22 protein-coding genes are annotated in these 21,439 nt (G+C 55.1%); 7 read left to right on the top strand and 15 right to left on the bottom strand.

Annotated features, from left to right (window positions below):
* The first annotated feature begins 47 nt into the window (after window positions 1-47).
* Entirely contained in the window at window positions 48-758 is a 711-nt protein-coding gene (sfsA, locus tag C8N36_RS12990; protein WP_097805254.1) for a DNA/RNA nuclease SfsA, read from the top strand.
* A gap of 49 nt (window positions 759-807) precedes the next feature.
* Here the strand turns inward: sfsA and C8N36_RS12985 are convergent, their stop codons facing one another.
* The 3 genes from C8N36_RS12985 to C8N36_RS12975 all read right to left on the bottom strand — a co-directional run bounded on the left by C8N36_RS12985 (window position 808) and on the right by C8N36_RS12975 (window position 4,054).
* Window positions 808-1,728, bottom strand: coding sequence for a manganese-dependent inorganic pyrophosphatase (locus C8N36_RS12985; RefSeq protein ID WP_097805255.1), 921 nt, complete (start codon window positions 1,726-1,728; stop codon window positions 808-810).
* A gap of 128 nt (window positions 1,729-1,856) precedes the next feature.
* Entirely contained in the window at window positions 1,857-2,990 is a 1,134-nt protein-coding gene (locus C8N36_RS12980) for an alkane 1-monooxygenase (RefSeq protein WP_097805202.1), read from the bottom strand.
* Window positions 2,991-3,067: 77 nt separating this feature from the next.
* Entirely contained in the window at window positions 3,068-4,054 is a 987-nt protein-coding gene (locus C8N36_RS12975; protein WP_245910808.1) for an A/G-specific adenine glycosylase, read from the bottom strand.
* Between the two features lie 146 nt (window positions 4,055-4,200).
* Between C8N36_RS12975 and C8N36_RS12970 the strand changes: the two genes are divergently transcribed.
* The 3 genes from C8N36_RS12970 to C8N36_RS12960 are packed head-to-tail and all read left to right on the top strand — an operon-like array spanning window position 4,201 to window position 6,545.
* Window positions 4,201-4,713, top strand: a complete 513-nt coding sequence (locus tag C8N36_RS12970; protein WP_097805204.1) for a DUF721 domain-containing protein — start codon at window positions 4,201-4,203, stop codon at window positions 4,711-4,713.
* Between the two features lie 36 nt (window positions 4,714-4,749).
* On the top strand, window positions 4,750-5,415 hold the full coding sequence (locus C8N36_RS12965) for a DsbA family protein (protein ID WP_097805205.1): 666 nt from the start codon (window positions 4,750-4,752) through the stop codon (window positions 5,413-5,415).
* The gene (locus C8N36_RS12960; protein ID WP_097805206.1) at window positions 5,412-6,545 is read left to right on the top strand and encodes a CaiB/BaiF CoA transferase family protein; all 1,134 of its coding nucleotides are present in this window, start codon (window positions 5,412-5,414) and stop codon (window positions 6,543-6,545) included. Before C8N36_RS12965 ends, C8N36_RS12960 begins: the two co-directional genes overlap by 4 nt.
* 90 nt (window positions 6,546-6,635) lie before the next feature.
* On the opposite strand, the gene C8N36_RS12955 is transcribed toward C8N36_RS12960, so the two are convergent.
* The 3 genes from C8N36_RS12955 to C8N36_RS12945 all read right to left on the bottom strand — a co-directional run bounded on the left by C8N36_RS12955 (window position 6,636) and on the right by C8N36_RS12945 (window position 9,589).
* The gene (locus C8N36_RS12955; protein ID WP_097805207.1) at window positions 6,636-7,763 is read right to left on the bottom strand and encodes a saccharopine dehydrogenase family protein; all 1,128 of its coding nucleotides are present in this window, start codon (window positions 7,761-7,763) and stop codon (window positions 6,636-6,638) included.
* A gap of 3 nt (window positions 7,764-7,766) precedes the next feature.
* On the bottom strand, window positions 7,767-8,822 hold the full coding sequence (locus tag C8N36_RS12950; RefSeq protein ID WP_097805208.1) for a saccharopine dehydrogenase: 1,056 nt from the start codon (window positions 8,820-8,822) through the stop codon (window positions 7,767-7,769).
* A gap of 107 nt (window positions 8,823-8,929) precedes the next feature.
* On the bottom strand, window positions 8,930-9,589 hold the full coding sequence (locus C8N36_RS12945) for a histidine phosphatase family protein (RefSeq protein WP_097805209.1): 660 nt from the start codon (window positions 9,587-9,589) through the stop codon (window positions 8,930-8,932).
* 117 nt (window positions 9,590-9,706) lie between these two features.
* Here C8N36_RS12945 and map point away from each other — a divergent pair, with 117 nt between their 5' ends.
* Window positions 9,707-10,522, top strand: coding sequence for a type I methionyl aminopeptidase (map, locus tag C8N36_RS12940; protein ID WP_370739158.1), 816 nt, complete (start codon window positions 9,707-9,709; stop codon window positions 10,520-10,522).
* A gap of 66 nt (window positions 10,523-10,588) precedes the next feature.
* On the opposite strand, the gene C8N36_RS12935 is transcribed toward map, so the two are convergent.
* Window positions 10,589-11,554, bottom strand: a complete 966-nt coding sequence (locus C8N36_RS12935) for an MBL fold metallo-hydrolase (protein WP_097805256.1) — start codon at window positions 11,552-11,554, stop codon at window positions 10,589-10,591.
* A 263-nt stretch (window positions 11,555-11,817) separates the two neighbouring features.
* On the opposite strand from C8N36_RS12935, the gene C8N36_RS12930 reads away from it, so the two are divergent.
* Window positions 11,818-12,849 (top strand): TRAP transporter substrate-binding protein, encoded by a 1,032-nt coding sequence (locus C8N36_RS12930; RefSeq protein ID WP_097805211.1) that lies wholly within the window; start codon window positions 11,818-11,820, stop codon window positions 12,847-12,849.
* Window positions 12,850-12,928: 79 nt separating this feature from the next.
* On the opposite strand, the gene rsmD is transcribed toward C8N36_RS12930, so the two are convergent.
* Together rsmD and C8N36_RS12920 are read right to left on the bottom strand one after the other, a co-directional pair.
* Entirely contained in the window at window positions 12,929-13,486 is a 558-nt protein-coding gene (gene rsmD / locus C8N36_RS12925; RefSeq protein WP_097805212.1) for a 16S rRNA (guanine(966)-N(2))-methyltransferase RsmD, read from the bottom strand.
* A complete protein-coding gene (locus tag C8N36_RS12920) occupies window positions 13,483-14,691 on the bottom strand; it encodes an NAD(P)/FAD-dependent oxidoreductase (RefSeq protein WP_097805213.1) in 1,209 nt (402 codons plus the stop codon). Before C8N36_RS12920 ends, rsmD begins: the two co-directional genes overlap by 4 nt.
* Window positions 14,692-14,769: 78 nt before the next feature.
* Here C8N36_RS12920 and C8N36_RS12915 point away from each other — a divergent pair, with 78 nt between their 5' ends.
* On the top strand, window positions 14,770-15,258 hold the full coding sequence (locus tag C8N36_RS12915; RefSeq protein ID WP_097805214.1) for a peroxiredoxin: 489 nt from the start codon (window positions 14,770-14,772) through the stop codon (window positions 15,256-15,258).
* 43 nt (window positions 15,259-15,301) lie between these two features.
* Here C8N36_RS12915 and C8N36_RS12910 read toward each other — a convergent pair whose 3' ends face one another.
* The 6 genes from C8N36_RS12910 to C8N36_RS12885 form a co-directional block, all read right to left on the bottom strand.
* A complete protein-coding gene (locus C8N36_RS12910; protein ID WP_097805215.1) occupies window positions 15,302-15,613 on the bottom strand; it encodes a 4a-hydroxytetrahydrobiopterin dehydratase in 312 nt (103 codons plus the stop codon).
* Complete coding sequence (locus C8N36_RS12905; RefSeq protein ID WP_097805257.1) at window positions 15,610-16,797, bottom strand: GNAT family N-acetyltransferase; 1,188 nt, start codon at window positions 16,795-16,797, stop codon at window positions 15,610-15,612. The genes C8N36_RS12910 and C8N36_RS12905 overlap by 4 nt, the downstream gene beginning before the upstream one ends.
* Window positions 16,798-16,828: 31 nt before the next feature.
* On the bottom strand, window positions 16,829-17,581 hold the full coding sequence (locus C8N36_RS12900; protein ID WP_097805216.1) for a glycerophosphodiester phosphodiesterase family protein: 753 nt from the start codon (window positions 17,579-17,581) through the stop codon (window positions 16,829-16,831).
* Complete coding sequence (locus tag C8N36_RS12895) at window positions 17,578-18,042, bottom strand: RidA family protein (RefSeq protein ID WP_097805217.1); 465 nt, start codon at window positions 18,040-18,042, stop codon at window positions 17,578-17,580. Before C8N36_RS12895 ends, C8N36_RS12900 begins: the two co-directional genes overlap by 4 nt.
* A 323-nt stretch (window positions 18,043-18,365) precedes the next feature.
* Entirely contained in the window at window positions 18,366-19,664 is a 1,299-nt protein-coding gene (locus C8N36_RS12890; RefSeq protein ID WP_097805218.1) for an HlyD family type I secretion periplasmic adaptor subunit, read from the bottom strand.
* On the bottom strand, window positions 19,661-21,394 hold the full coding sequence (locus C8N36_RS12885) for a type I secretion system permease/ATPase (RefSeq protein WP_097805219.1): 1,734 nt from the start codon (window positions 21,392-21,394) through the stop codon (window positions 19,661-19,663). The genes C8N36_RS12890 and C8N36_RS12885 overlap by 4 nt, the downstream gene beginning before the upstream one ends.
* Between the last annotated feature and the right edge of the window lie 45 nt (window positions 21,395-21,439).

Below are 21,439 nucleotides of genomic sequence, written 5' to 3'. Positions count from 1 at the left end.
CCCACAACACGGTTTCTTTGCGCTTTATGAACCGGTACACCGGTGCCATGCAATTTGACGCCCCCCTGATCCCCGCTACTCTGGTCCGCCGCTACAAACGTTTTTTGGCGGATTGCCAGCTGGCAGATGGACAAGAGATCACTGCCCATGTTGCCAATCCCGGCAGCATGCTGGGGATGAAGGAACCGGGCACGAAGGTCTGGCTGGAGCCAAATGACAATCCCAAACGCAAACTGAAATTCGCGTGGCGGCTCAGTGAAACGGCAAGCGGTGACTTTATCGGGGTCGACACGGGCGTGCCCAACAAAATGCTCAAAGCAGCCCTGATGGCAGGCAGTGTTCCGGGCTTGACCGGATATGATGCGGTGCGGCCCGAGATGAAATATGGAGAGAACAGCCGGATTGATTTTCTGCTAACAGGTCAGGGGAGGCGCGATGCTTGGGTCGAAGTCAAGTCTGTGACGTTGTCGCGTCAAAACGGGCTGGCCGAATTTCCGGACAGCGTGACGGCGCGCGGAACCAAACATCTGGGAGAGCTTTCGAAACTTGCACAAGATGGGCAGCGGGCTGTCATGCTCTATCTTGTCCAGCGCACAGATTGCCGTGAAATGACATTGGCGTCAGATATTGACCAAGCCTACGCGCAAGCGTTTTCTATTGCGACCGGTAATGGGGTCGAAGTGCTATGCTTTGATTGCAAGCTATCACCTGAGGGTGTTGAACTGGGCCGCGCGATACCGTTCAAAGCACCGAATTGAACGCCCTTCGGGCGAAGGTTGCGGGGGGATGTCCCCCCGCAAAGAACACTCAGACTTTGAGGTTTGGGATGATCTGTTTTTTGCGGCTCATGATGCCGGGCAGAACAACAGTGTCGCCATCGACAGTCGCGCCAAAGCTTTTCTCGGCAACGCCTTTGATCACGTCGTTGGGGATCAGCAAGGTTGCTTCTTCCTTGAGGATGTCGACAACGAATAGCAGAACTTGATCAACACCGTCTTCGGATTGAACCGTAGCGAAGGTTTCCATGATGGATGCTTTGCGGTCCAGTGGGATGTTGGGCGCTGTTGTTTCCAGAACAGATACGCGGAACTTCACACCGTCAACGGCGTATTCCTTGCTGTCCATGCGGATCAGGTCGGCGTCAGAAAAGGCAGACACGTCAGATTTCGCAGCAAACATTTCTGCGGCATACTCAGTAACATTCACACCGAGATCGGCAGCCAATGCTGCCACAACTTCGCGGTCACGGCCTGTTGTTGTGGGCGAACGGAATTCCAGTGTGTCGGACAGGATGCAGGTCAGTGCAGCGCCTTTGACCCAATCGGGCATTTTGGCAACGTCATCACTCATCAGGTCATACATGATGGTCGCTGTGCAAGCCAACGGACGGATTGTGATGTCGATTGGGCCTTTGGTTTCCAGACCGCCGACAAGCTTGTGGTGGTCGATGATCGCCTGAACGTCGGCACCATTGATATTGGCGGGCAATTCGGCGGGGTTGTTGGTGTCAACGATGACACAGGCCTGTCCGTCTTCAACGTCAGTGATAATGCGCGGCTTGGGCAGATCCCAGCGCTGCAGCAACCATGCGGCTTCTGTGTTGGGCTCTCCGAGCAACACAGCTTCGGCATCGCCGCCTTTGATTTCGTTGAGATACCAAGCCCAGATGATTGGGCTGCCGGTGCTGTCTGTGTCGGGGGATTTATGGCCAAATACCAGAGTCGTCATGATGTATTCCTTGAGCAAAAAGGGACGTGTTTGCGGGCCTTCTAGCGTTACATACACGGCTTGTCACCCCAGCCAAGGCTTGGTGCGACCATTGAGGCAGGCATCGAATTTTCGGCGAAAATTCGCTTCTAGCGCGGGGGCTGGGTGCTCAGCTTGTTATAGTCGGACCAATCGGAGATTTCCGGATAATAGGTCTGCCTCCAATGTTTGACTTTGGGGTTCATCACCCGCTTCCAAAGTGGCGGCATCATCGCGCAAACAGACATAAAGGGATACCCGTGCGGCAATTGGGGCGCTTCGGCGTCTGAATAGTTCTGTAGCAAGGGAAAACGCCGGTCTGGCTTGTAGTGGTGGTCCGAATGGCGCTGCAAATTGATCATCAGCCAGTTGGTGGCTTTGTGCGCTGAATTCCAGCTGTGATGCGGTTTGACGTGTTCATATTTGCCGTCGCCCAAGTACTTGCGAGTCAGGCCATAGTGTTCGACGTAATTAACCACCTCTAGCTGCCACACCGCGACAACGGCCTGGAGCGCAAAAAGCAGAACGCCAAGCCAGCCGCCCACGATGAAGGCACACAGAAGCATCGCAAGTTGCAGGCCCCAATACTTCCAAAACGGGTTGGATTTATGGTGCCACGGCAGGCTTTTCCGCGCCAGCATATCCTTTTCAGCCTTGAAAGCCGACACCAGACATTCACGCAGCACCCGTGGGTAAAAGCGGTGGAATCCCTCGTTGTATCGTGCCGTGACCGGATCGCGCGGGGTGCCAACATAGCGGTGATGCACCAGCAAATGTTCGGATCTGAAGTGTGAATAAAGCACCATAGCCATCAGCAGGTCACCCAGCAGGCGCTCATACCTGTTTCGTTGGTGCATGAGTTCGTGCGCATAGACGATGCCAACAGTGCCGCTCATAACGCCGACGCCGAACATGACGCCAAATACTTCCCAACCGTTCAGATGGTCAGCCCGCACGGTGTAGGCGATCAAGCCCATCATGGTGATGAACTGCAACGGTACCCAGATTTGCGTCAGTGATTTGTACCAAAACAACTGACCGTCCGAAGTTTCAAGGTCGGCGTTTTCGGTGTTCAGACCCACCAGAAGGTCGATGGCAGAAAACAAGTACCATGTGACCAGCGGAGTGATGAGTAGCCACCATCCGCCCATCACGGCCCCGATCCAAACCAATGGAATTAGGACGAAGGACAAGAAAAACGGCAAAGCCGAGCTGAATTGCGCGACCTGTTTGGCGGGCGTCATGGCGAGTCTCCGGTCAATACGCGGCCACCCTGACGGCAACAACCGCTCAAGGCAAGCTTTTGCGTCGCGTCAAAGTGTTAGCTGCCCTTGCCAAGATCATAGGCTTTGCGCATCACAGTTGGCAGGTCATCGCGTTCAAATACATTCGGTTCGACAAATTCGCCGCGATCGGGTGCGCGGTCCATGGGCACCAAGGCGGTTTTTACCGTCAATCGCAGATGGAAATGCGTAAAAGTGTGGCGCGCTTCAGCGGTGGTTTCCTTCCATTGAGCCCGGATCGGCGGAGCCTCGGTTGGGGCATCCCCCCAGTCGGAACCGGGCCACCCCAGCATGCCGCCAAGCAACCCCTTGTCTGGGCGGCGTTCCAACAGCCATGCGCCATCCACCCGTTTGGCCAGATAGGCGATGCCAAGCCGGGTCGGTTTGCGTTTCTTCGGCATTTTCTTCGGCAGTTCGGCTGCGGTTCCCTCAGCCCATGCGGCGCAATTGGATCGCCATGGGCACAGCCCGCATGCTGGATTTTTGGGGGTGCAGATTGTGGCCCCCAAATCCATCACGGCCTGTGCATAGTCGCCCGGACGGAGGGGCGGGGTTAGGCTGGATGCATAGTTATGAAACACGGGTTTGGCCTGCGGCAAGGGCGTGTGGTCGTTAAAAATACGCGCCATCACACGTTCGACATTGCCATCCAGCACAGTTTCCGGCGCATCGTAGGCGATCGAGGAAACGGCCGCAGCCGTGTAGGGGCCGACCCCCGGAAGCAACAGTAAATCAGCATGTTCGCGCGGAAAGCTGCCGCCATAGTCTTCAGCAATGACCCGCGCGCATTTCAGCAGGTTGCGGGCGCGGGCGTAGTAGCCAAGTCCGGCCCAAGCGGCCATCACGTCTTCGTCTGCGGCACCGGCAAGATCCGTGACAGTTGGCCAACGCTCGGTAAAGGTCTCGAAATAGCTTTTTACTGCGGCGACAGTGGTTTGTTGCAACATGATTTCGGACATCCAGACCCGATAGGGATCGGGTGTGACACCGGCTTGACGTGCGGCAGGCGGGACGCGCCAGGGCATTGCTCGCGCATGGCGGTCGTACCAGACCAACAAATCATCTGCTCTCGGCAATTCACGCAATGGTGAGTTTCCTTTATTTCATCATATGAGGGCTGGCACCCATTGTTGTGACAGATACAATAGCGCCTGCGAAAGGGATTCACACCATGTCGAAGCGCAAGACAACCACATATGGCTTTGCCCGCACGTCGAACCTGCTGCAAAAGCAAGTCCGCGCCGCGTCCGAAAGCCGTGGATTTGCGCAAAGCCGTGTTCTGACCCATTGGGAAGAGATCGTGGGCAGTGATATTGCTGCAATGTCGCGCCCCGTGGAAATCAGTTACGGGCGCGGTGGATTCGGGGCAACACTGTCTGTTTTGACCAACGGTGCCAACGCCCCCCTGCTGCAAATGAAACGCGAAGAGCTGCGGGATCGAATCAACGGGGTCTATGGCTATAACGCCATTGCCCGAATTCGCATCACCCAAACCGCTGCCACCGGTTTTGCTGAAGGGCAGGTGGATTTTGTCCATCGTCGCAAAGCGGCCGAAAAAGCGAAACCAACCCCTGAAACCGTTGCCGAAGCACAGGCCGTCACCCACGATATTGCTGACGATGGCCTGCGGGCAGCGCTTGAACAGCTCGCTACAAATGTCATATCGAAAGGCAACCGGGCCTGAGCCCCGGAGCCACATAGTTAGGAAGAGGCAAGAATGATGAACAAGATCCTTCCAGTTGGTGCTGCGGTGCTGGCTTTGGTCGCTGGTGGTGCGTGGTACATGACACAGGGCGCAGGCGCGGGTTCAACTGCGCTGCCGGGCGCAGCTTCGGCGCAGACGGCTGATGTGGATACCTCTGCTGTTATTGACATGATTCAGGGCAACGCTGATGCGTCTGTCCAGATCATTGAATATGCGTCCTTCACCTGCCCGCATTGCGCGACATTCCATGACGGGGCCTATAAGCAAATTAAGGCGGACTATATCGATACAGGCAAGATCGGGTTTACCTTCCGCGAAGTCTACTTCGACAAATACGGCATGTGGGCATCGCTGATTGCACGGTGCGACGGGCCGGATAAATTCTTTGGCGTGACTGATCTGATGATGAAGGGGCAAAGCACTTGGGCCCGTGCAGGATCAGAAGCCGGCATTGCAGATGAATTGCGCAAAGTTGGCCGTCTGGCCGGCATGGAAAGCGCGCAAATCGACGCCTGCTTGACCGACGGTGAAAAGCTCAAAACATTGGTGGGCTGGTATCAGCAAAACGTAACCGAGCATGAAATCGAATCGACACCGTCGTTCATCATCAATGGCGAAAAATATTCGAACATGAGCTACGCCGACTTCAAAGTGGTTCTGGACGAAAAACTGGCAGAATGACGACCAAATCTGTTTCGGCCCCTCGCGGCCCGCTAGAGGGTGTGAAAGTCATTGAGCTTGCGCGCATTCTGGCAGGCCCTTGGGCCGGCCAGACCTTGGCTGATCTTGGTGCCGAAGTCATTAAAATCGAATCTCCTGCTGGCGATGATACCCGCCAGTGGGGGCCTCCGTTCATTGAGCGCGATGGTGAAACCTCGGCGGCCTATTTTCATTCGTGCAATCGCGGCAAAGCCTCTGAGATTGTCGATTTGACCAGTCCTGACGGCCAAATCCGGATGCGCGAACTTGTGGCCGAAGCAGACATCTTGATCGAAAACTTCAAGCTGGACGGCCTGAAGAAATATGGCATGGATTATGAAAGCCTGTCTGACATCAATCCTCGCCTGATTTATTGCTCGATCACAGGTTTCGGCCAAGACGGGCCCTATGCCCATCGCGCGGGATACGACTACATCATTCAGGGGATGAGCGGCTTCATGTCGATCACTGGCGACCCTGACGGACAACCGCAGCGCGCAGGTGTTGCGATTACGGATTTGTTCACGGGGCTGTATTCCGTCACCGGTATCTTGTCGGCGCTGCATCAACGCGAACGCACTGGCCGCGGCCAACACGTGGATATGTCGTTGCTTGATTGCGCCGTGGGGGCAATGGCCAACCAAGCCATGAACTACCTGAGCACCGGAACCCCTCCGGGCCGGACAGGAAACTACCATCCGAACCTGACCCCTTATCAGGTCTTCGATTGCGCGGATGGCCATATCATCATTGCGACAGGCAATGACGGTCAGTATCAGCGGCTTTGCGGGCTTTTGGGCTTAGGGGATATGGCGGATGATCCGGCCTATTTTAAAAACTCTGATCGGGTTGCCAATCGAGATGCGATGACCGTACGCCTGTCGGGGGCAACTGTGCAAATGACCAAAGCGGATTTGCTTGCAGCCTGCGAAGCCCAAGGGGTTCCAGCAGGTCCGATCAACGATATGGCGGATGTGTTTGCCGACCCGCAGATACAGGCGCGCGGTATGCAAATTGAACCACAAGGCATTCCCGGTATCCGCACCCCGATAAAGTTTTCGGATGCGGATCTGGTTTTGGACAAACCTGCCCCCAAACTTGGCCAAGGCTAGGTGTTTTTGAACCACGGCTAACCTCTTTTACCCTTCATCTTGCCAAATAAACTCCGGGGAGCGCGAGGGGCTGGCCCCTCGCATCCGAGATCAAAGATGATCCACAATCATCAGGTCTTGGGCCAAAACTTGCACTTCGTCCATCCAGCGGCTGACCAGTTTTGGATCTGACGGTGCTGCCATCACACCTACAGGCACTTCGCGGTTCAACACCGCTTCAACGGCCAAAGAGACGGGTACCGACACCAGTCGGGCCATGGCGGTTCCGCGCACATCGCCCCAAGCATCCATGACATAGGTTTTGTGCCACACTGGTACACCGTCTTTTTCGGCGCTAAGCGATACACACATAATCACGCGGTCCGGCTCGCCCTCATTATAGGCGTTATCGGCCAGCAATTGATCCGCAATTTCGGCAAGGCGTTCGTCGGTGGCCGTACCGGCCTCTGCGAAGATGTCTTTCCATGCGTCAGCCCAGCCGTTCAGCCGCAACGTCCCGCGGACGAAATCCTTGACCGGCCATTTCGGGTCAAAGCCATATTCCTCCATAAACGGCAAGGAATCGCGGTTTGGATAGACCTCAAAGCTTTCGGGCGCGGCAAGTGGGGCATCATAGCGGCTGATCGCATCCCATGGCTTGGAGACGTTCAACTCCGAAAAATGCCGAATTGAGCGTGAAGGCGAACGCAGGGCCTTGAGAACCCCAACGGGTGCCCAGCTGAATTTGTAGCGAAAGGCATTGGCGATTTTGGGAACGCCACCGCAATAGGATGTGAAGCTGATCGCATTGCTCACGTTATACGCGGCAGAGGCTTTGTAATCGGCGATCAAGGCATGGGCCATTAGGTGATCAATGCCCGGATCAAGGCCAACTTCGTTGATCACCCGGACCCCTGCGGCGCGGGCTTTGCTGTCCAGATCACGCATTTCCGGCGCGATGTAGCTGGAGGACACAAAATGCGCCCCTTTGGCGATGGCCAATTCGGCCAGTGGCACATGCCAGTCGCCGGGCAACATGGACACGACGATGTCTTCTGGCTTCAGCTCTGAACCAAGCGCGGTGATGTCAAAGGCACGAATGTCTTGGGTCAGATCGCCCACGGCCTCGGCGGCCTTGGCGGTTGTCCGGTTCCAGACGGTGACGGGATGGCCCGCCTCGATCAGCCTGCGCAGGCCGGGAATGGCCGACAGGCCGGTGCCACACCAATGGATTGTCATGATTTAAACCTCAGGCTTGTGCTGCGAATATGTTTCAAAGGCCCGTCCCCAAACGCCGCTGTCTAGATCGTCCAGCGTTTCAAGGTGGGGCAACAACTGACCGGCAAAATCAATGCTTGATTCCAACGGTAGAAGCGAAGGCAGGTTGTCGATGGCCATTACGTCCAAAGGCGGCGCATCATAGGCCCGCGTGACTGGATTTTCCCACGTCGTTTCTAGGCCATAGACCTTGATCGGGGAAAATTCGCTTTGCGGGTCACAGGCGACATCGCCAATGACTGACAGCCGCCGTGGATCAGTTTTGGCGCTTGCTGGTACAAATACCGGACAGCCGGGCGCTGCCAGGATACAGTTAAAGAACAGATCGTGTTCCAGAATTTGCGGGAAAGGGCCGCCGCTGGCGGTTTCGGCTAAATCCCAATCCGTTGTTACAACACCCATCTGTTTGCACAGATCGCGCGCTCCGGTTCCAACCCGCCCCAATGCACCGATAACAATCGCATTCGGACGGTCCAGTTTTGTCCGGTCCAGCGCGGTCGAAAGCTCGGCCTGCAGGCTGTCCGAGTTCGGCCATGTCGAAACCGGAGGACATGTGCCACCCTGTTTTTGTGCTGCCCAAGCCAACAGAGAAACTGCGGCACCTGCGTAGCCTGCCCAATATCCAAAGGCAGCAACCCGGCGGCCGTTTGCCTCAACCAGATACTCCAGATCATACAGGGTGCCACCACCGGCAGCGAACCGTTTCAGCAACCGCGCTCCGGCCTCTTGGCCTTTGTAAGCGTGGCCGAACATGATGTGGCGATGGATCAACGGGGTATCGGCTTCGGGCAACTCCTTGAGCCCAAAGACAATGGCATCGCGCGGGGCCTCAGGCCAGCTGCCTTCGGCTGCAATCTCGGCACCGGCTTCGGCAAAAGGTGCGCTGGGCATGATCCGCGTAGCGCTGTCCTCAAAGGTGACTTGAAAGCCGCGAGCGATCAATTTGGCCACGCCTTCGGGGGTAATCCCGACGCGTTCTTCATTTTGGCGACTTTCAGCGCGAATCCATAGATGTGTCATGGGGGCTTCCTTAAGGCAGTCTGGACGCTTCCGGCATTTCATATCCCGATAGGCAGGCGCAAGAATTTTTCAAAATTCTTACAAATTTCGTGGACGAAATTGGTGCGCTACAGATGGGTTCTGGCAAATGCGCGTTCAGGGGTGTCAAGATGCGGGATTGCGTTAAACTGGGTCATCGCCAGCCCTGTTGTCAGCGGTTGCACCCTGTGAAGCGAACTGTTTTCGATTGAGAGGCACATGTGCGAAAGCGCTTCTATATCCAGACGCAGGATGATCCGCATTGCCATGCCAATCAATCCACCTGATGTGACCACCAATGCACGGCCCTCGCCTGCTGCGATTTCTGTCATGGCCTCGCCGACACGAGCCTCGAAATCGGAGAACTTTTCCGGGATATTCTCGATCCGGTCTTCTTGCCAATAGCGAAACAGAACCGGCAGATGTTCAATAAAGCCTTCCCGTTCCTTCGGAATCGGCAAGCCGTGCTGTTTTTCCAACTGCTGCGCCACGTCGAAATATTGCATTTCATTCAGCCGCGCATCGCGTACCACGGCAGCAGCGCAATCAGCGGCGATCCCGTCCGCGGTCTGGATGTGCCGTTTCAAGGTTCCGGTATAAACGCGGGCAAAAACTTCGCCGGTTTGGCGAAAATGGTCGCCCAGCCAGCGGGCCTGTTGCATTCCCAGATCGCTCAACTGATCGTAACTTAGCTCATCGCGGGCTTCGGTATTGGCCTGACCGTGACGGACAAGGGTGATGTGGGACATAGGCGGGCTCCTTTATCCCACGGGTGTAGGGCCAATATGGTGCGGCGAAAAGGGCTTTGCTCTGGTCTTGGGGCGGCAAAACCCTTAAGTAACCCGCAAGAATTGATGGAGCGTATCTTGACTGACCACAAAGGCCGCGTCACCCGCGATGGTATCCGTATTTATCAGCCCGGAGATTTTGCCGGAATGCATAAGGCTGGGCAGGTTACGGCTCAAATTTTGGACGAAGTGGCCGAGCATGTTTTTGTCGGCCAGACCACCAGTGCAATTGACGATTTTATCCGAAATCGGGTTGAGGAACTGGGGACGACCTCGGCGACGATTGGCTACAAAGGCTATCAGCACGCCAGCTGTATCAGCGTCAACCACGTGGTCTGCCACGGCATCCCCGGTGACAAAAAGATCAAGGACGGCGATATTCTGAACATCGACGTGACCGTGATTGCTGACGGATGGTTTGGCGACAGTTCGCGGATGTATGTGGCTGGAAAACTGTCTCGCAAGGCAGAGCGTCTGATCCAAGTCACGCATGACGCGCTGATGATGGGGATTGATGCGGTTAAGCCGGGCAATACCTTTGGCGATATCGGCCATGCCATTCAAACATATGCTGAATCGCAGCGTATGTCGGTGGTGCGTGACTTTTGTGGCCATGGTTTGGGGCAGGTGTTCCATTCGCCGCCCAATGTGTTGCATTATGGCAAGGCAGGCACGCGCGAAGTTCTCGAAGAGGGCATGTTCTTTACCATTGAACCGATGATCAATCTGGGTCGCCCTGAAACCAAAGTGTTGCAAGATGACTGGACAGCCGTGACACGGGATAAATCCCTGTCTGCGCAGTTTGAACATTCGATTGGTGTGACCGCAGATGGCTGCGAGATTTTCACACTGTCGCCTAAGAAAATGTTCCATCCGACGTATAGCAAAGACTAAGCTATTCCCAAAAGGGCCCTCGGCTGCGGTTTTCCGGATGCCAAGGGCCTTTCAAGCCTTACTGGATCACCATTTCCAAAGTGCAGGGACGAAGCGATACGCATCGCCGTCCTTCATGACATGCCCGACACCGGGAAATGGAAAATGGTAACCGAGCACCGCCATCTTGTCTGCGGCAGCCATATCCAGCAAGCGCTTGCGTGTTGCTGCGGTCATATCGCCGTCCATGTCAAAGCCGTTGACCCAATCGGGGTGGGCAAAGTTCATCCATGCGTGGTTCATGGAATCCCCGAGAGCGATCAATTGCTGCCCATCGGATTCCACGACAATGGACATGTGCCCTGGTGTATGGCCCGGTGTGTCAATGACACGTACGCCCGGTGCGATTTCATTGTCATTGGACACAAGCTGCCATTCGACTCCGTCGACATTGATGGAGTTTTGCGCGCCAACAATGAACTGCTGGGCCTCGGCGGGGGCAGAGGTCAGCAATCCGTCTTGCATCCAGTAATCCCGTTCGGTGCCACCAATGAAATACTGTGCGTCCGGAATGATTGCTTCGTCGAAGTCATCGCGTACCCCCCAGATGTGATCGGGGTGGGCATGTGTGATGACGACATGGGTGATTGTGCTGGCATCAATACCAGCCGTTTCCAAGTTCGCCATTAGGCGTCCGGCAGTGTCCAAAAACCGGTCACCAGAGCCGACATCAACCAAGACTTTGGCATCCCCAAGCTCAATCACCAAATGGTTGGTGTGGCTATAGTTGGTGGTTGGCGACAAAAAATGCGCTTCAAGAAAGGCTTGGACTTCGGCTGGATCTGTATTGATGCCAAGGCCGCTGGCAGGTGTCGCCAAATGACCGTCAGACACGACCGTCAACTTTGCCTCTCCCAGTGTGAAATTGAAGTGGGACGGGTTGGCGGCAGATGGTGCGCCAAGCCCGGCCATTGCGCGCGCGGGCAGGGTTAGCGCGGGCATTGCCGCAGCCATTGTCAAAAGATCGCGGCGGTTGGGGCGAAAAATACTCATGGCGGCCTCCTCATGCATGAATTCGAATGTGATGATACAGAAACCATAGGGGGAATCCAGTTCAGAATTCCCCCGCATTGCGGAATGCTCAACAGTTCAGGGAGATTAGGCCGGAACACCGTCCTTTCCTTGTTGCGAGTGACTTGCAGCTTGGACGTCGGTCCAATATGTGAACCGTAGCTGCAGTGCAGCAATGACTATGACGTGAAGACCGGGCCCAGTTTTCTGGAGAAATAATCCGGTTCAGGGAAGGGAGAATCCCTATGTTGAAATCCATCCGTACTATCGCCGTTGCCACCGTTTTTGGTGCGCTCGCCAGTTCCGCTCTGGCACAAGAAGTCACCTTACGGTTTCAGCATTTTGTGTCGCCAAATTCGGCCAACCCGAAATACTTTATCGAACCTTGGGCTGAAAAGGTTGAGGCAGATTCCAACGGGCGTATCAAAGTTGAAATCTACCCCTTTATGCAGCTTGGAGGCGCGGCACCTGAACAGTTCGACCTGATTTTGGACGGTGTTGTTGATGGCGGCTGGGTTATCCCAGGCTATCAAGCAGGTCGTTTCCCCGAAGCCGAAGCCATGGAGTTGCCCTTTATGGTGACGAAATCGGCCGAGGAAGCTTCGCGCGCGGCTTGGGCGTTTACGCAAAAGCATCTCATGGATGATTTTGCCGATGTTCATGTGATTGCCGCTCATATGCATGGCCCCGGTATTGTTCACAAAAAGGGCGCTGCGGTTGCCGAGGTTGCCGATTTCGAAGGTCTGAAACTGCGCGGCCCCTCGCGTCCAGCCACTTTGTTGCTAGACAAACTTGGCGCAACCCCAATCGGCATGCCGGTGCCGCAATTCCCTGAATCGCTGTCCAAAGGAGTCGTTGATGGGGGTGTCATCACTTGGGAAATGTCCCCGTCGCTGAAACTGGACGAACTGACGGACAGTCATACAGACGTTGCCGGCGATAAGTCGTTGTATAATCTCTATTTCATCTGGGCAATGAACAAGGATGTCTACGAAAGCATGCCGGATGATTTGCGTGCTGTGATCGATGCGAACTCTGGTTTGGAAACTTCGGCTTGGGCCGGACGCGCGCATGACACGGGTGACAAGGTTGGTCTGGAAGCGATGACCGCATCGGGCAATGAAATCGCTGTTCTGTCGGAAGACGCGACCGCCAAAATTGAAGCGCTGGGGGCGGATGTGACCGCTGAATGGATCGCAGAAGTGACCAAGCGCGGCATGGATGGGGCGCAGTTGGTTAAAGATGCTCAAGACGCAGTTGCCGAAGCCAGAAACTAATACCCTGCTTGGATCTGGTGAGGATCTTGCGAAACAATTAAGGCGCGCCATTTTTATGGCGCGCTTTTTCGTTACTGGGCTACTGCACTTGCAAAAAGCTTATCCAAGTGTCGCCATACCGTTTGTGATCGAGCAGATTGAATCCTGCCGGGGCTTCTTGAGCAGCTTCTTCTTCCCAGACGATCAGCGCTTCGGGGGCTATCCAACCTCCGGCTTGGGCAACTGCCAGTGCCTGCCCGCCGAGGTCTTTTCCATAAGGTGGATCAAGGAAGATCAATCCGCAGGCCGTGTCCGCTTGTGGCAACCGCGTGGCGTCGCGAGCGATCACCTTGCACGCCGCTTTGCAACCCAATGTCTGAATATTCTCGCGGATCAGTTTTCCTGCGGCGCGGCCGTCGTCCACCAATGTGACGTGCTCGGCACCTCGCGACAACGCCTCGAGCCCCAATGCGCCAGTGCCTGCAAACAGATCCAGAACCCGCGCGCCCGAAATAGGGTCGCCAAAGCGTCCGCCAGCCAACGTGTTAAAGAGGCTTTCGCGCACCCGGTCGGTTGTGGGTCGCAAATGTGCCCCCGGATCGCCCTTGCCGACCGACGCCAGTCTTCGTCCGCGGTATTCCCCTGCGATGATCCTCATGCTTTTAACAAGGCTTTCAGATCTGTCTTGCTGTCTGCCACCAGTTCCGCTGCCGGTGATTTTCCCGCTTCTATCAGGCGCTTTCCGACCATGTACCCGCGTGGATCATTCATCGCATCCACCGCAAGAAGCGTTGTACCAGCGTAATACCAATGTGATCGAACCCCGTCGCCGCTGTCGCGCACCACAACGCGATCATAGCCTGTGTTCAGACCAGCGATTTGCAATTTTACGTCATATTGATCAGACCAAAACCAAGGTTTGGCGGTGTAGTTTCGGTCCGCCCCCATAATGTTATCGGCCACCAATTCTCCCATGTCCACGGCATTGCCGACGCTTTCCAATCGCATCTGCACGCCGTTATTGGGGAAAGAAGCGCAATCGCCCGCCGCCCAAATCGAATGGTCAGAGGTCTGTCCCTGAGCATTCACTTTGATGCCATTTTCAGTTTTGATACCGGCAGTTTCGGCCAATGCGTCACCGGGGGTTATTCCGACGCCAACAATGACAAAATCCACGTCCAGGCAGGTGCCATCGGTCAGCTCTGCGCCGCTGACTTGACCGTCGCCGGTGAGCTTTTCCAAACCGCAACCTTCGCGTAGATCGACGCCATGCGCGGTATGTAAATCTCTGAAAAATGAGGATGTTTCGGGGGCGGCTACACGCTGCAATATACGATCGGCTGCTTCAACCAAAGTCACTTTTAATCCCAGTTTTGAGGCAACAGCGGCCGCTTCCAGCCCGATATAGCCACCACCCACGATCAAAACGCGCGCACCGTCTTTGCAGTGCGGTGCCATGTCGTCGACATCGGCTAGGCTACGAACAACGAATACCCCCTTCAGATCCCCGCCAATGGCCGAAGGTAGGCGGCGCGGCGCAGATCCGGTGCAAAACACCAGATGGTCATAGTTTATGTTTTCGCCAGATACGCTGATCGTCTTGGCTGCGCGATCAACAGAATCCACTGCCGCACCGGTGCGCATTTCGACGGCGTTTTGCTCATAAAAGGTTTCGGGCCGCAGGAACAAACGTTCTAGCGCCATATCGCCCAGCAAATAGGCTTTGGACAGGGGCGGGCGCTGATAGGGCGGCTGGGGTTCATCGCCAAAAACGCTGATATCGCCGTCAAATCCTTTGCTGCGCAACCGCGCAACCAACGATGCTGCCGCTTGCCCAGCTCCGATCACAACAACTTTTGTCATCTATTATCCCTTGCCTTTTATTGCCTTCAACCTACCGTCGCTAATACAAGAAACGCAATCGCAAGGATCAAGACGAATATGACGATTTCAGTTGGTGACACACTGCCGGACACGCATTTGGGACGTATGGGTAAAGATGGACCCGAACAAGTGGCATTGAGCGCACTGACCAAAGGCCGAAAAGTGGTGATTTTTGCGTTGCCGGGCGCATATACAGGGACATGTAGCACGGCCCATGTGCCCAGCTTCATACGCACCCGTGATGATTTCACAGCTAAAGGCGTGGATGAAGTCATCTGTTTGTCAGTCAACGATCCGTTTGTGATGCATGCATGGGGCGAATCGACCGGGGCCACTGCGGCGGGTATCACTATGCTGGGCGATGCAGAAGCGGAGTTCACCAAAACCGCGGGCATGGATTTTAGCGCCCCACCTGCTGGTTTGATTGACCGCTCCAAACGCTACGCGTTGATGGCCGAAGACGGTGTGGTTAAGGTTCTTCATGCCGAAGAAAATCCGGGCGTTTGCGATATTTCCGGCGGCGAAGCGTTGCTGGCTTCGTTGTAAACGAAGTGGGGGCAGAGTTTTCACCTGCCCCCTTTTCTTGAATTTAGCTATTTCCGGTTAACCCGGCCAACCCGTCCATTTTTCGGGCAAGTTTCGCGTCCAATGTCGATAATCCACCAACATCATGGGTGGTTAGAACGACATCTACACGGTTGTAAACATTAAACCATTCCGGGTGGTGGTCCCATTTTTCTGCAAACATGGCCACGCGGGTCATCCAGCCGAAGGCTGCGTTGAAATGCTTGAAATTAAAGCTTTTTTTAAGCGCATCACGCCCTTCTACCATTTCCCAGCCGGTTGCGAACAAAGGTTCTAACATGGTTTTGCGCGCAGTATCTGATAGTTTCTCGGTCATTGCTGTTCCTCCCGAGTCTCGCGTTTAAACGGTCCGTATGACGTCAGTATTTCAATGTCTTCATCTATGGCAGCCCGTTCCGCCTGAAGATAGCGGGCAACCGCATCTGAAAAGCCAGCATCGGCCAGCCAGTGCAGCGAATGTGTTGCCACGGGTAGATAGCCTCGCGCCAGTTTGTGTTCACCTTGCGCGCCGGCTTCGACTCGTTTTAACCCCTGTGCAATCGCAAAATCGATGGCTTGATAATAGCATGCTTCGAAATGCAAACAGGGATGATCTTCGATACAGCCCCAATAGCGGCCATAAAGTGCGTCGCGACCAATGAAATTAAGCGCTCCTGCAACCTGTTGCCCATCGCGGGTGCAAACGACCAAAGCGATATCATCGCGCAAGGTTTCCTGAGCGATGTCAAAGAAGGCTCGGGTCAGGTAGGGGGTTCCCCATTTACGTGATCCGGTGTCTTGGTAAAATTGCCAGAATGCATCCCAATGATGCGGCTCAATCTGGTCTCCTGTAAGTGTTTCGATGGACCCACCGAAACAGTGCGCTTTTGCGCGTTCCTTGCGAATGTTTTTGCGCTTGCGTGAACTCAGGCTGGCCAGAAACGCGTCAAAACTTTCGTAGCCATTGTTGAGCCAATGAAATTGCTGGCTGATGCGCCGGAGCAGGCCCATCTCGCCGCCTGCGATCGCCTCTGCTTCTGTGCAAAAGGTGATGTGCAGGGAGGATAATTCATTGTTCGCGCCGAATTGAATGGCTCCTTGGATCAAGGCCGACATGCCAGCGGCCTCATATCCCGGCCGCGTCAAAAACCGCCGTCCGGTTGCGGGGGTAAAGGGTACCGCTATCTGCAATTTGGGGTAGTAGCTTCCGCCAGCTTGTTCCAGAGCGTGCGCCCAGTTGTGATCGAAAATATACTCGCCCTGACTATGCCCCTTGGCATAGAGCGGAGTGACGGCGATCGGCAACCCGTCCAGTTCAGCCACCAAATAGCGGGGCTCCCAGCCGGTTCCACGCCCGACTGATCCACTGTCCTCCAAGGCCTTCAAAAACCGGTAGGTCGTGAAGGGATCATGGGGCCTGCCGTCCGCATCCTCGGGACAGGCGCAGGCATCCCAGTCTGGTGCCGGAATTTGATCCAGCGCCGTTAAAACGTTGATGGTGATCGTGCCGCTTTGTTCCATGCCTTTTAACTTGGCATGTTTGCGAAGGTGTTCAAGCGGTGTAGCCTTCAAAGGTGACATTATCGGCCACCAATCTGGCCTGTGCCTCTTGCTTGGCAGAATAGACGGTCCAGCACAGCACCGGAGCCCCCTGTGCTTTAAGCTCGGTAATGCGCGGGTTGTCCAAATCCAAACAATTATGGCTGACAAAACTGGCTCCGACGCGGGCATAATCAGGAATGGCGCGCAATTCTTCCAGTCGGGTGGCTTTGATCGTTTGCCATTCCTCGTCTTGAAAACTGCAGGTGGTCAGACCGCGCGGCAAATCAGGGGCAAGCCGCGCGAGTTCGGCGACCGTATGTGGGTTGAATGACATCAGCGCGACGTCGCCCCTATAGCCCTTCAATGCCTCGATCGCGGCGTGTTCCAATGTACCGATAGCAGGGCCCATCCCGCCATCTTGATCCTTTAGTTCGATCAATAGCGGAACCTGTCCGGCCACAATGCGCAAGACTTCGATGAAAGTCGGAACGCCTTCTTCACCATTGAGCAGTTGGGTATCGGCCAATTCCGGAGCTGACCGCAGTTGGATTGGCCCGGATACGCCAGTCAATCGGGACATGTCGTAATCATGAAAAACCATTGCCTGCCTGTCACGCGACAATTGCAGATCGATCTCAATCCCATAGCCCGCAGCAATCGCGGCGCGGATGGCCGCACGCGAGTTTTCAGGACGGCCTTGGGTGACATCGTGAAACGCCCGATGCGCAATCGGGCGTTGGAACAAGCTTGACGGAAGCATCATGCGATCTCGAAAATACCTTCGATTTCAACAGAGACGTTGAAAGGAAGCGCTGCGGCAGACACAGCAGAGCGGGAATGACGGCCTGCCTCGCCAAAGATTTCAACCATTGTGTCAGACGCACCGTTGATCACTTTGGGTTGGTCCGTAAAATCGGGGCCGGAGTTCACAAAACCGGTCAACTTCACAACGCGTTTGAGGCGGGTCAAATCACCGTCACATGCAGCGCGCACCTGAGAGATCAGGCTCAAAGCGCAGGCCTTGGCGGCGGCCGCGCCTTGTTCAACATCTAGATCGCTGCCGACCTTGCCGGTGATAAAGCCGTCAGGGCCCATGCTGATCTGACCGGACACATAGAGTGTGCTGCCGCTGCGCACAAAGGGTACATAGTTGGCCGCTGCAGCGGGTGCGTCGGGCAAGGTTAGGCCCAGCTCTGACAGGCGGGCTTCGATGGCGTTGCTCATTGTGTTCATCCCTGAATGCGTCGTGTTGTCGGCGTGACGCTAGAGGGGCGACGCCGAAAAGAAAAGGGTCTGCGTGCATGTTGGCAGAGTTAGAAAAAGCCAGTATTCATTGACCAAAAGCAACAATATTTCGCAGTTTTGATATTTTAAAATGGTTGATCTTGTGAATTGAAATCCACCGCGCAGCAGTCTCTATCAACTGATCGGGGGGCCATGCCTGCCGGCGATAGAATGCAATGACGGACTGGGCAACTGCATCCCCGTTGTGGCGATTTGCTCCCCGCAGGCCGCGGTGCTTTGGTGCATGGATTGCCGCGTATGGGTTAGCTTTCCCGGAATGCCTTGGCGAAATAGTCGGTGAACGGTTTGACAAGATAGGCCAAGGGGGTGCGATCTTCGGTCCGGATAAACGCCTCAACCGGCATGCCCGGAATCAAAGTCGACCCTTCGGGGATACGCGCAACTTCACCGTCGTTCAGAACAATTTCAGCTCGGTAGTACCGGATGCGGGAGCTTTGGTCTTCGAAGGCGTCGGCTGAAATTTGAATTACTTTGCCAAAGAGTTCGGGCGTTTCTTTCTGATCCAAAGATGAAAAGCGCAAAGATACTTCTTGGTTCACAAACAGTTGGTCGATGTGGATCGGTTCAACCTGTGCTGCGATCACCAAAGGGCGATCTTGCGGCACCAAATAAAGCACAGGGTCCGCGGGCCGGATCACCGATCGCGGTGTGAAAACTGTCAAACCGTAAACAACACCAGATGCGGGGGCGGTGATTTCCAACCTGCTGAGACGTTCACGCAAGGCGCGGCGTTGCTCAGCCAGCTCACGTTCGCGAAACTGTAAATCGCGCAGAGTTGTAATGGCCTCTTCGCGCTTTTGCGTCTCCAAACCCAGAACTTGGATGTTGATCTCGGTGATGCGGCCCTCGGCTTGCGCCTTTTGCGCTGTAAGCTCGCCGACCTGACCTGCCATACGTGCCTGTTCACGCTGTAATGACAGGACGCGGCTGGCCTGTGCCAAGCCTTTGTCGAGCAAGGACTGCTGGTCTCTCAACTCTTGCTCAATCAAAGCAAGCTGAGCGCTGATTGCGTTTTGTTGTGCGTCAATGCCAACAATCTGGTCGTTGATTTGATCCGCGCGCTTGGCCAGCTGTTCAATTTCACGAGCCGAAGAATCGAGGCGGGCAAGAAACAAATTGCGTTGGCCGGTGATCAATTCAATAACTTCCGGATTGGTTTGCGCCAACAGTTCTTCGTCAAAGGTAATGTCACCCAATCTGTCGCGTTCTGCTACCAGCCGCGACCTACGTGCACTCAGTTCAAAGAACTGTCCGTCCGCGATCGCCAGCTCCGAGATTATTGTCGTTGGATCCAGCCGCAAAAGCACATCGCCTTTTGCCACACTGTCGCCTTCGTCGACCAGAATTTCCTCGACCACGCCACCGTCGATATGTTGGACGACTTGCCGGTTCTGATCTACTTCGATCGATCCTGATGCGACGATGGCGCCTGAAATATTGGTGGTCGCGGCCCATGTGCCAAAGCCACCAACCAAAATTGCTAGAGCAATAATCCCCAAAGTCATCGGAAAGCGCATGGAATACTGGGATTGGACGGTCATTGCACGCCTCCGGGGGTCGAACTTTGTTGGATTTGTTTGTGGTTTTGAACCATCTTGCGCAACACTTCTTCTTTAGGGCCAAAGGCGGCGCGGGTGCCGTTTTCAAGCATCAACAACAAGTCACATTCTTTGATTGCAGCCGGGCGATGGGCCATAATGAGAACCGACCCGCCGCTTTCTTTAAAGCCACGAATCGTGCGGTTCACCGCTTCCGACCCTTCGTTATCAAGGTTGGAGTTCGGTTCATCGAGCACCAAAAGGACCGGGTCTCCATAGACGGCGCGGGCCAAACCGATGCGTTGCATTTGACCACCGGACAATCGACCGCCCGCAGCAGTGACGCGGGTGTCGTACCCATCGGGGAGTTTCAAAATCATCTCATGTGCATCAGCCTTTTGCGCGGCAGCGACAACCTTTTCTGCGTCAGGTTGCGCCGACAGACGGGCGATGTTTTCTGCGATGGTTCCGTCAAAAAGAGTTACGCGCTGCGGCAAATACCCGATGTGTTGGCCCAAGACGTCAGCCCCGAATTGATCAAGGGACGCGCCGTCGAGGCGGATTTTGCCGCCTGCTGGTCGCCAAATACCGGTAAGGGCGCGGGCAAGTGTCGATTTTCCGGACCCCGAAGGACCAATTACTCCAACCGCCTGACCAGGGTCCAGATTGAACGACACGAGACGCAATGCTGCCTGTTGCTCGCCGGGGGCAACGACGGTCAATTGCTGAACGTCCAATTTGGCCCTCGGACGCGGCAAAGCAGTGCGTTCTTTTTCTTCTGGGACTTCGGTCAAAAGCTGCGACAGGTTTTCCCAGCCTTTACGCGCGCGTTCCACGGCGACCCATTGGCCAATCACCATCTCGATCGGAGCCAAAGCGCGGCCCATCAAGATCGAACCTGCAATCATCGCACCGGGCGACAATTCCCCCAGAAGAACCAAGTAAGCCCCAAGGCCAAGCATCGCGGATTGAAGCAATAGGCGAAAGGATTTGGTCAAAGTGGTAAAGGAGCCAGTCAAATCCGAGCTTTTAATTTGCCCCGAAAGCGCCTGCCCGCGCGCGCCCATCCAGCGCGTAAAAGCATTGCCGCGCATCCCTAGCGCCTGAACCATTTCCGCCTCGGACTGGATCTGCTGGGCTGCGTTTTCGGCCTGCATGACAGCGATATTGGATTTTAGAGTCGGAGCCCGCGTTACCAACTGATTGACGACGGTCACGACAATCAAGAAAGCCCCGCCAACAAGGGCGAGATATCCAAGCCAGGGATGGAAGATCATAATCCCGATGATGAATACCGGTGTCCATGGAATATCAAACAAAGCCAGTAAAATCGGTGACGACATCAATCGCTGTATAGATTCCAAATCACGCAAACCGGTTTGCGCCAACGCATCGGGTTTCACGGCGGACCGCCTTAAAACGGCGTCAAACACCCGTAGATCGAGCGTTGTTTGAAACCGTGCTGCGACGCGGCCCATCACCCGGCCACGTACGAAATCCAAAATCCCCATCATGGAATAAAGAAAAATAACCAAAACAGACAAGGCAATCAGCGTAGCCTCTGACCGAGAACCCAAGACGCGGTCATAGACCTGCATCATGTACATTGGACCCGTCAGCATCAGCAGATTTACAAAAGCACTGAAAATAGCGACGAACCAGTAATAAGAGCGGCTTTGACGTCGTGCTGCGCGCAGTTCATTGCGGCCTGATTCATAATTTGTTGCGTTCATGAAGGGAATTCTGCTTTTCTCAGGATGGATGACTGGTAGATTTGA

The sequence above is a fragment of the Pelagimonas varians genome, assembly GCF_003208435.1.
Classification (GTDB): Bacteria; Pseudomonadota; Alphaproteobacteria; order Rhodobacterales; family Rhodobacteraceae; genus Pelagimonas; species Pelagimonas varians.
The sequence above is the reverse complement of the archived record's forward strand: the minus strand, read 5'-3'. Positions and strand labels throughout refer to the sequence as shown.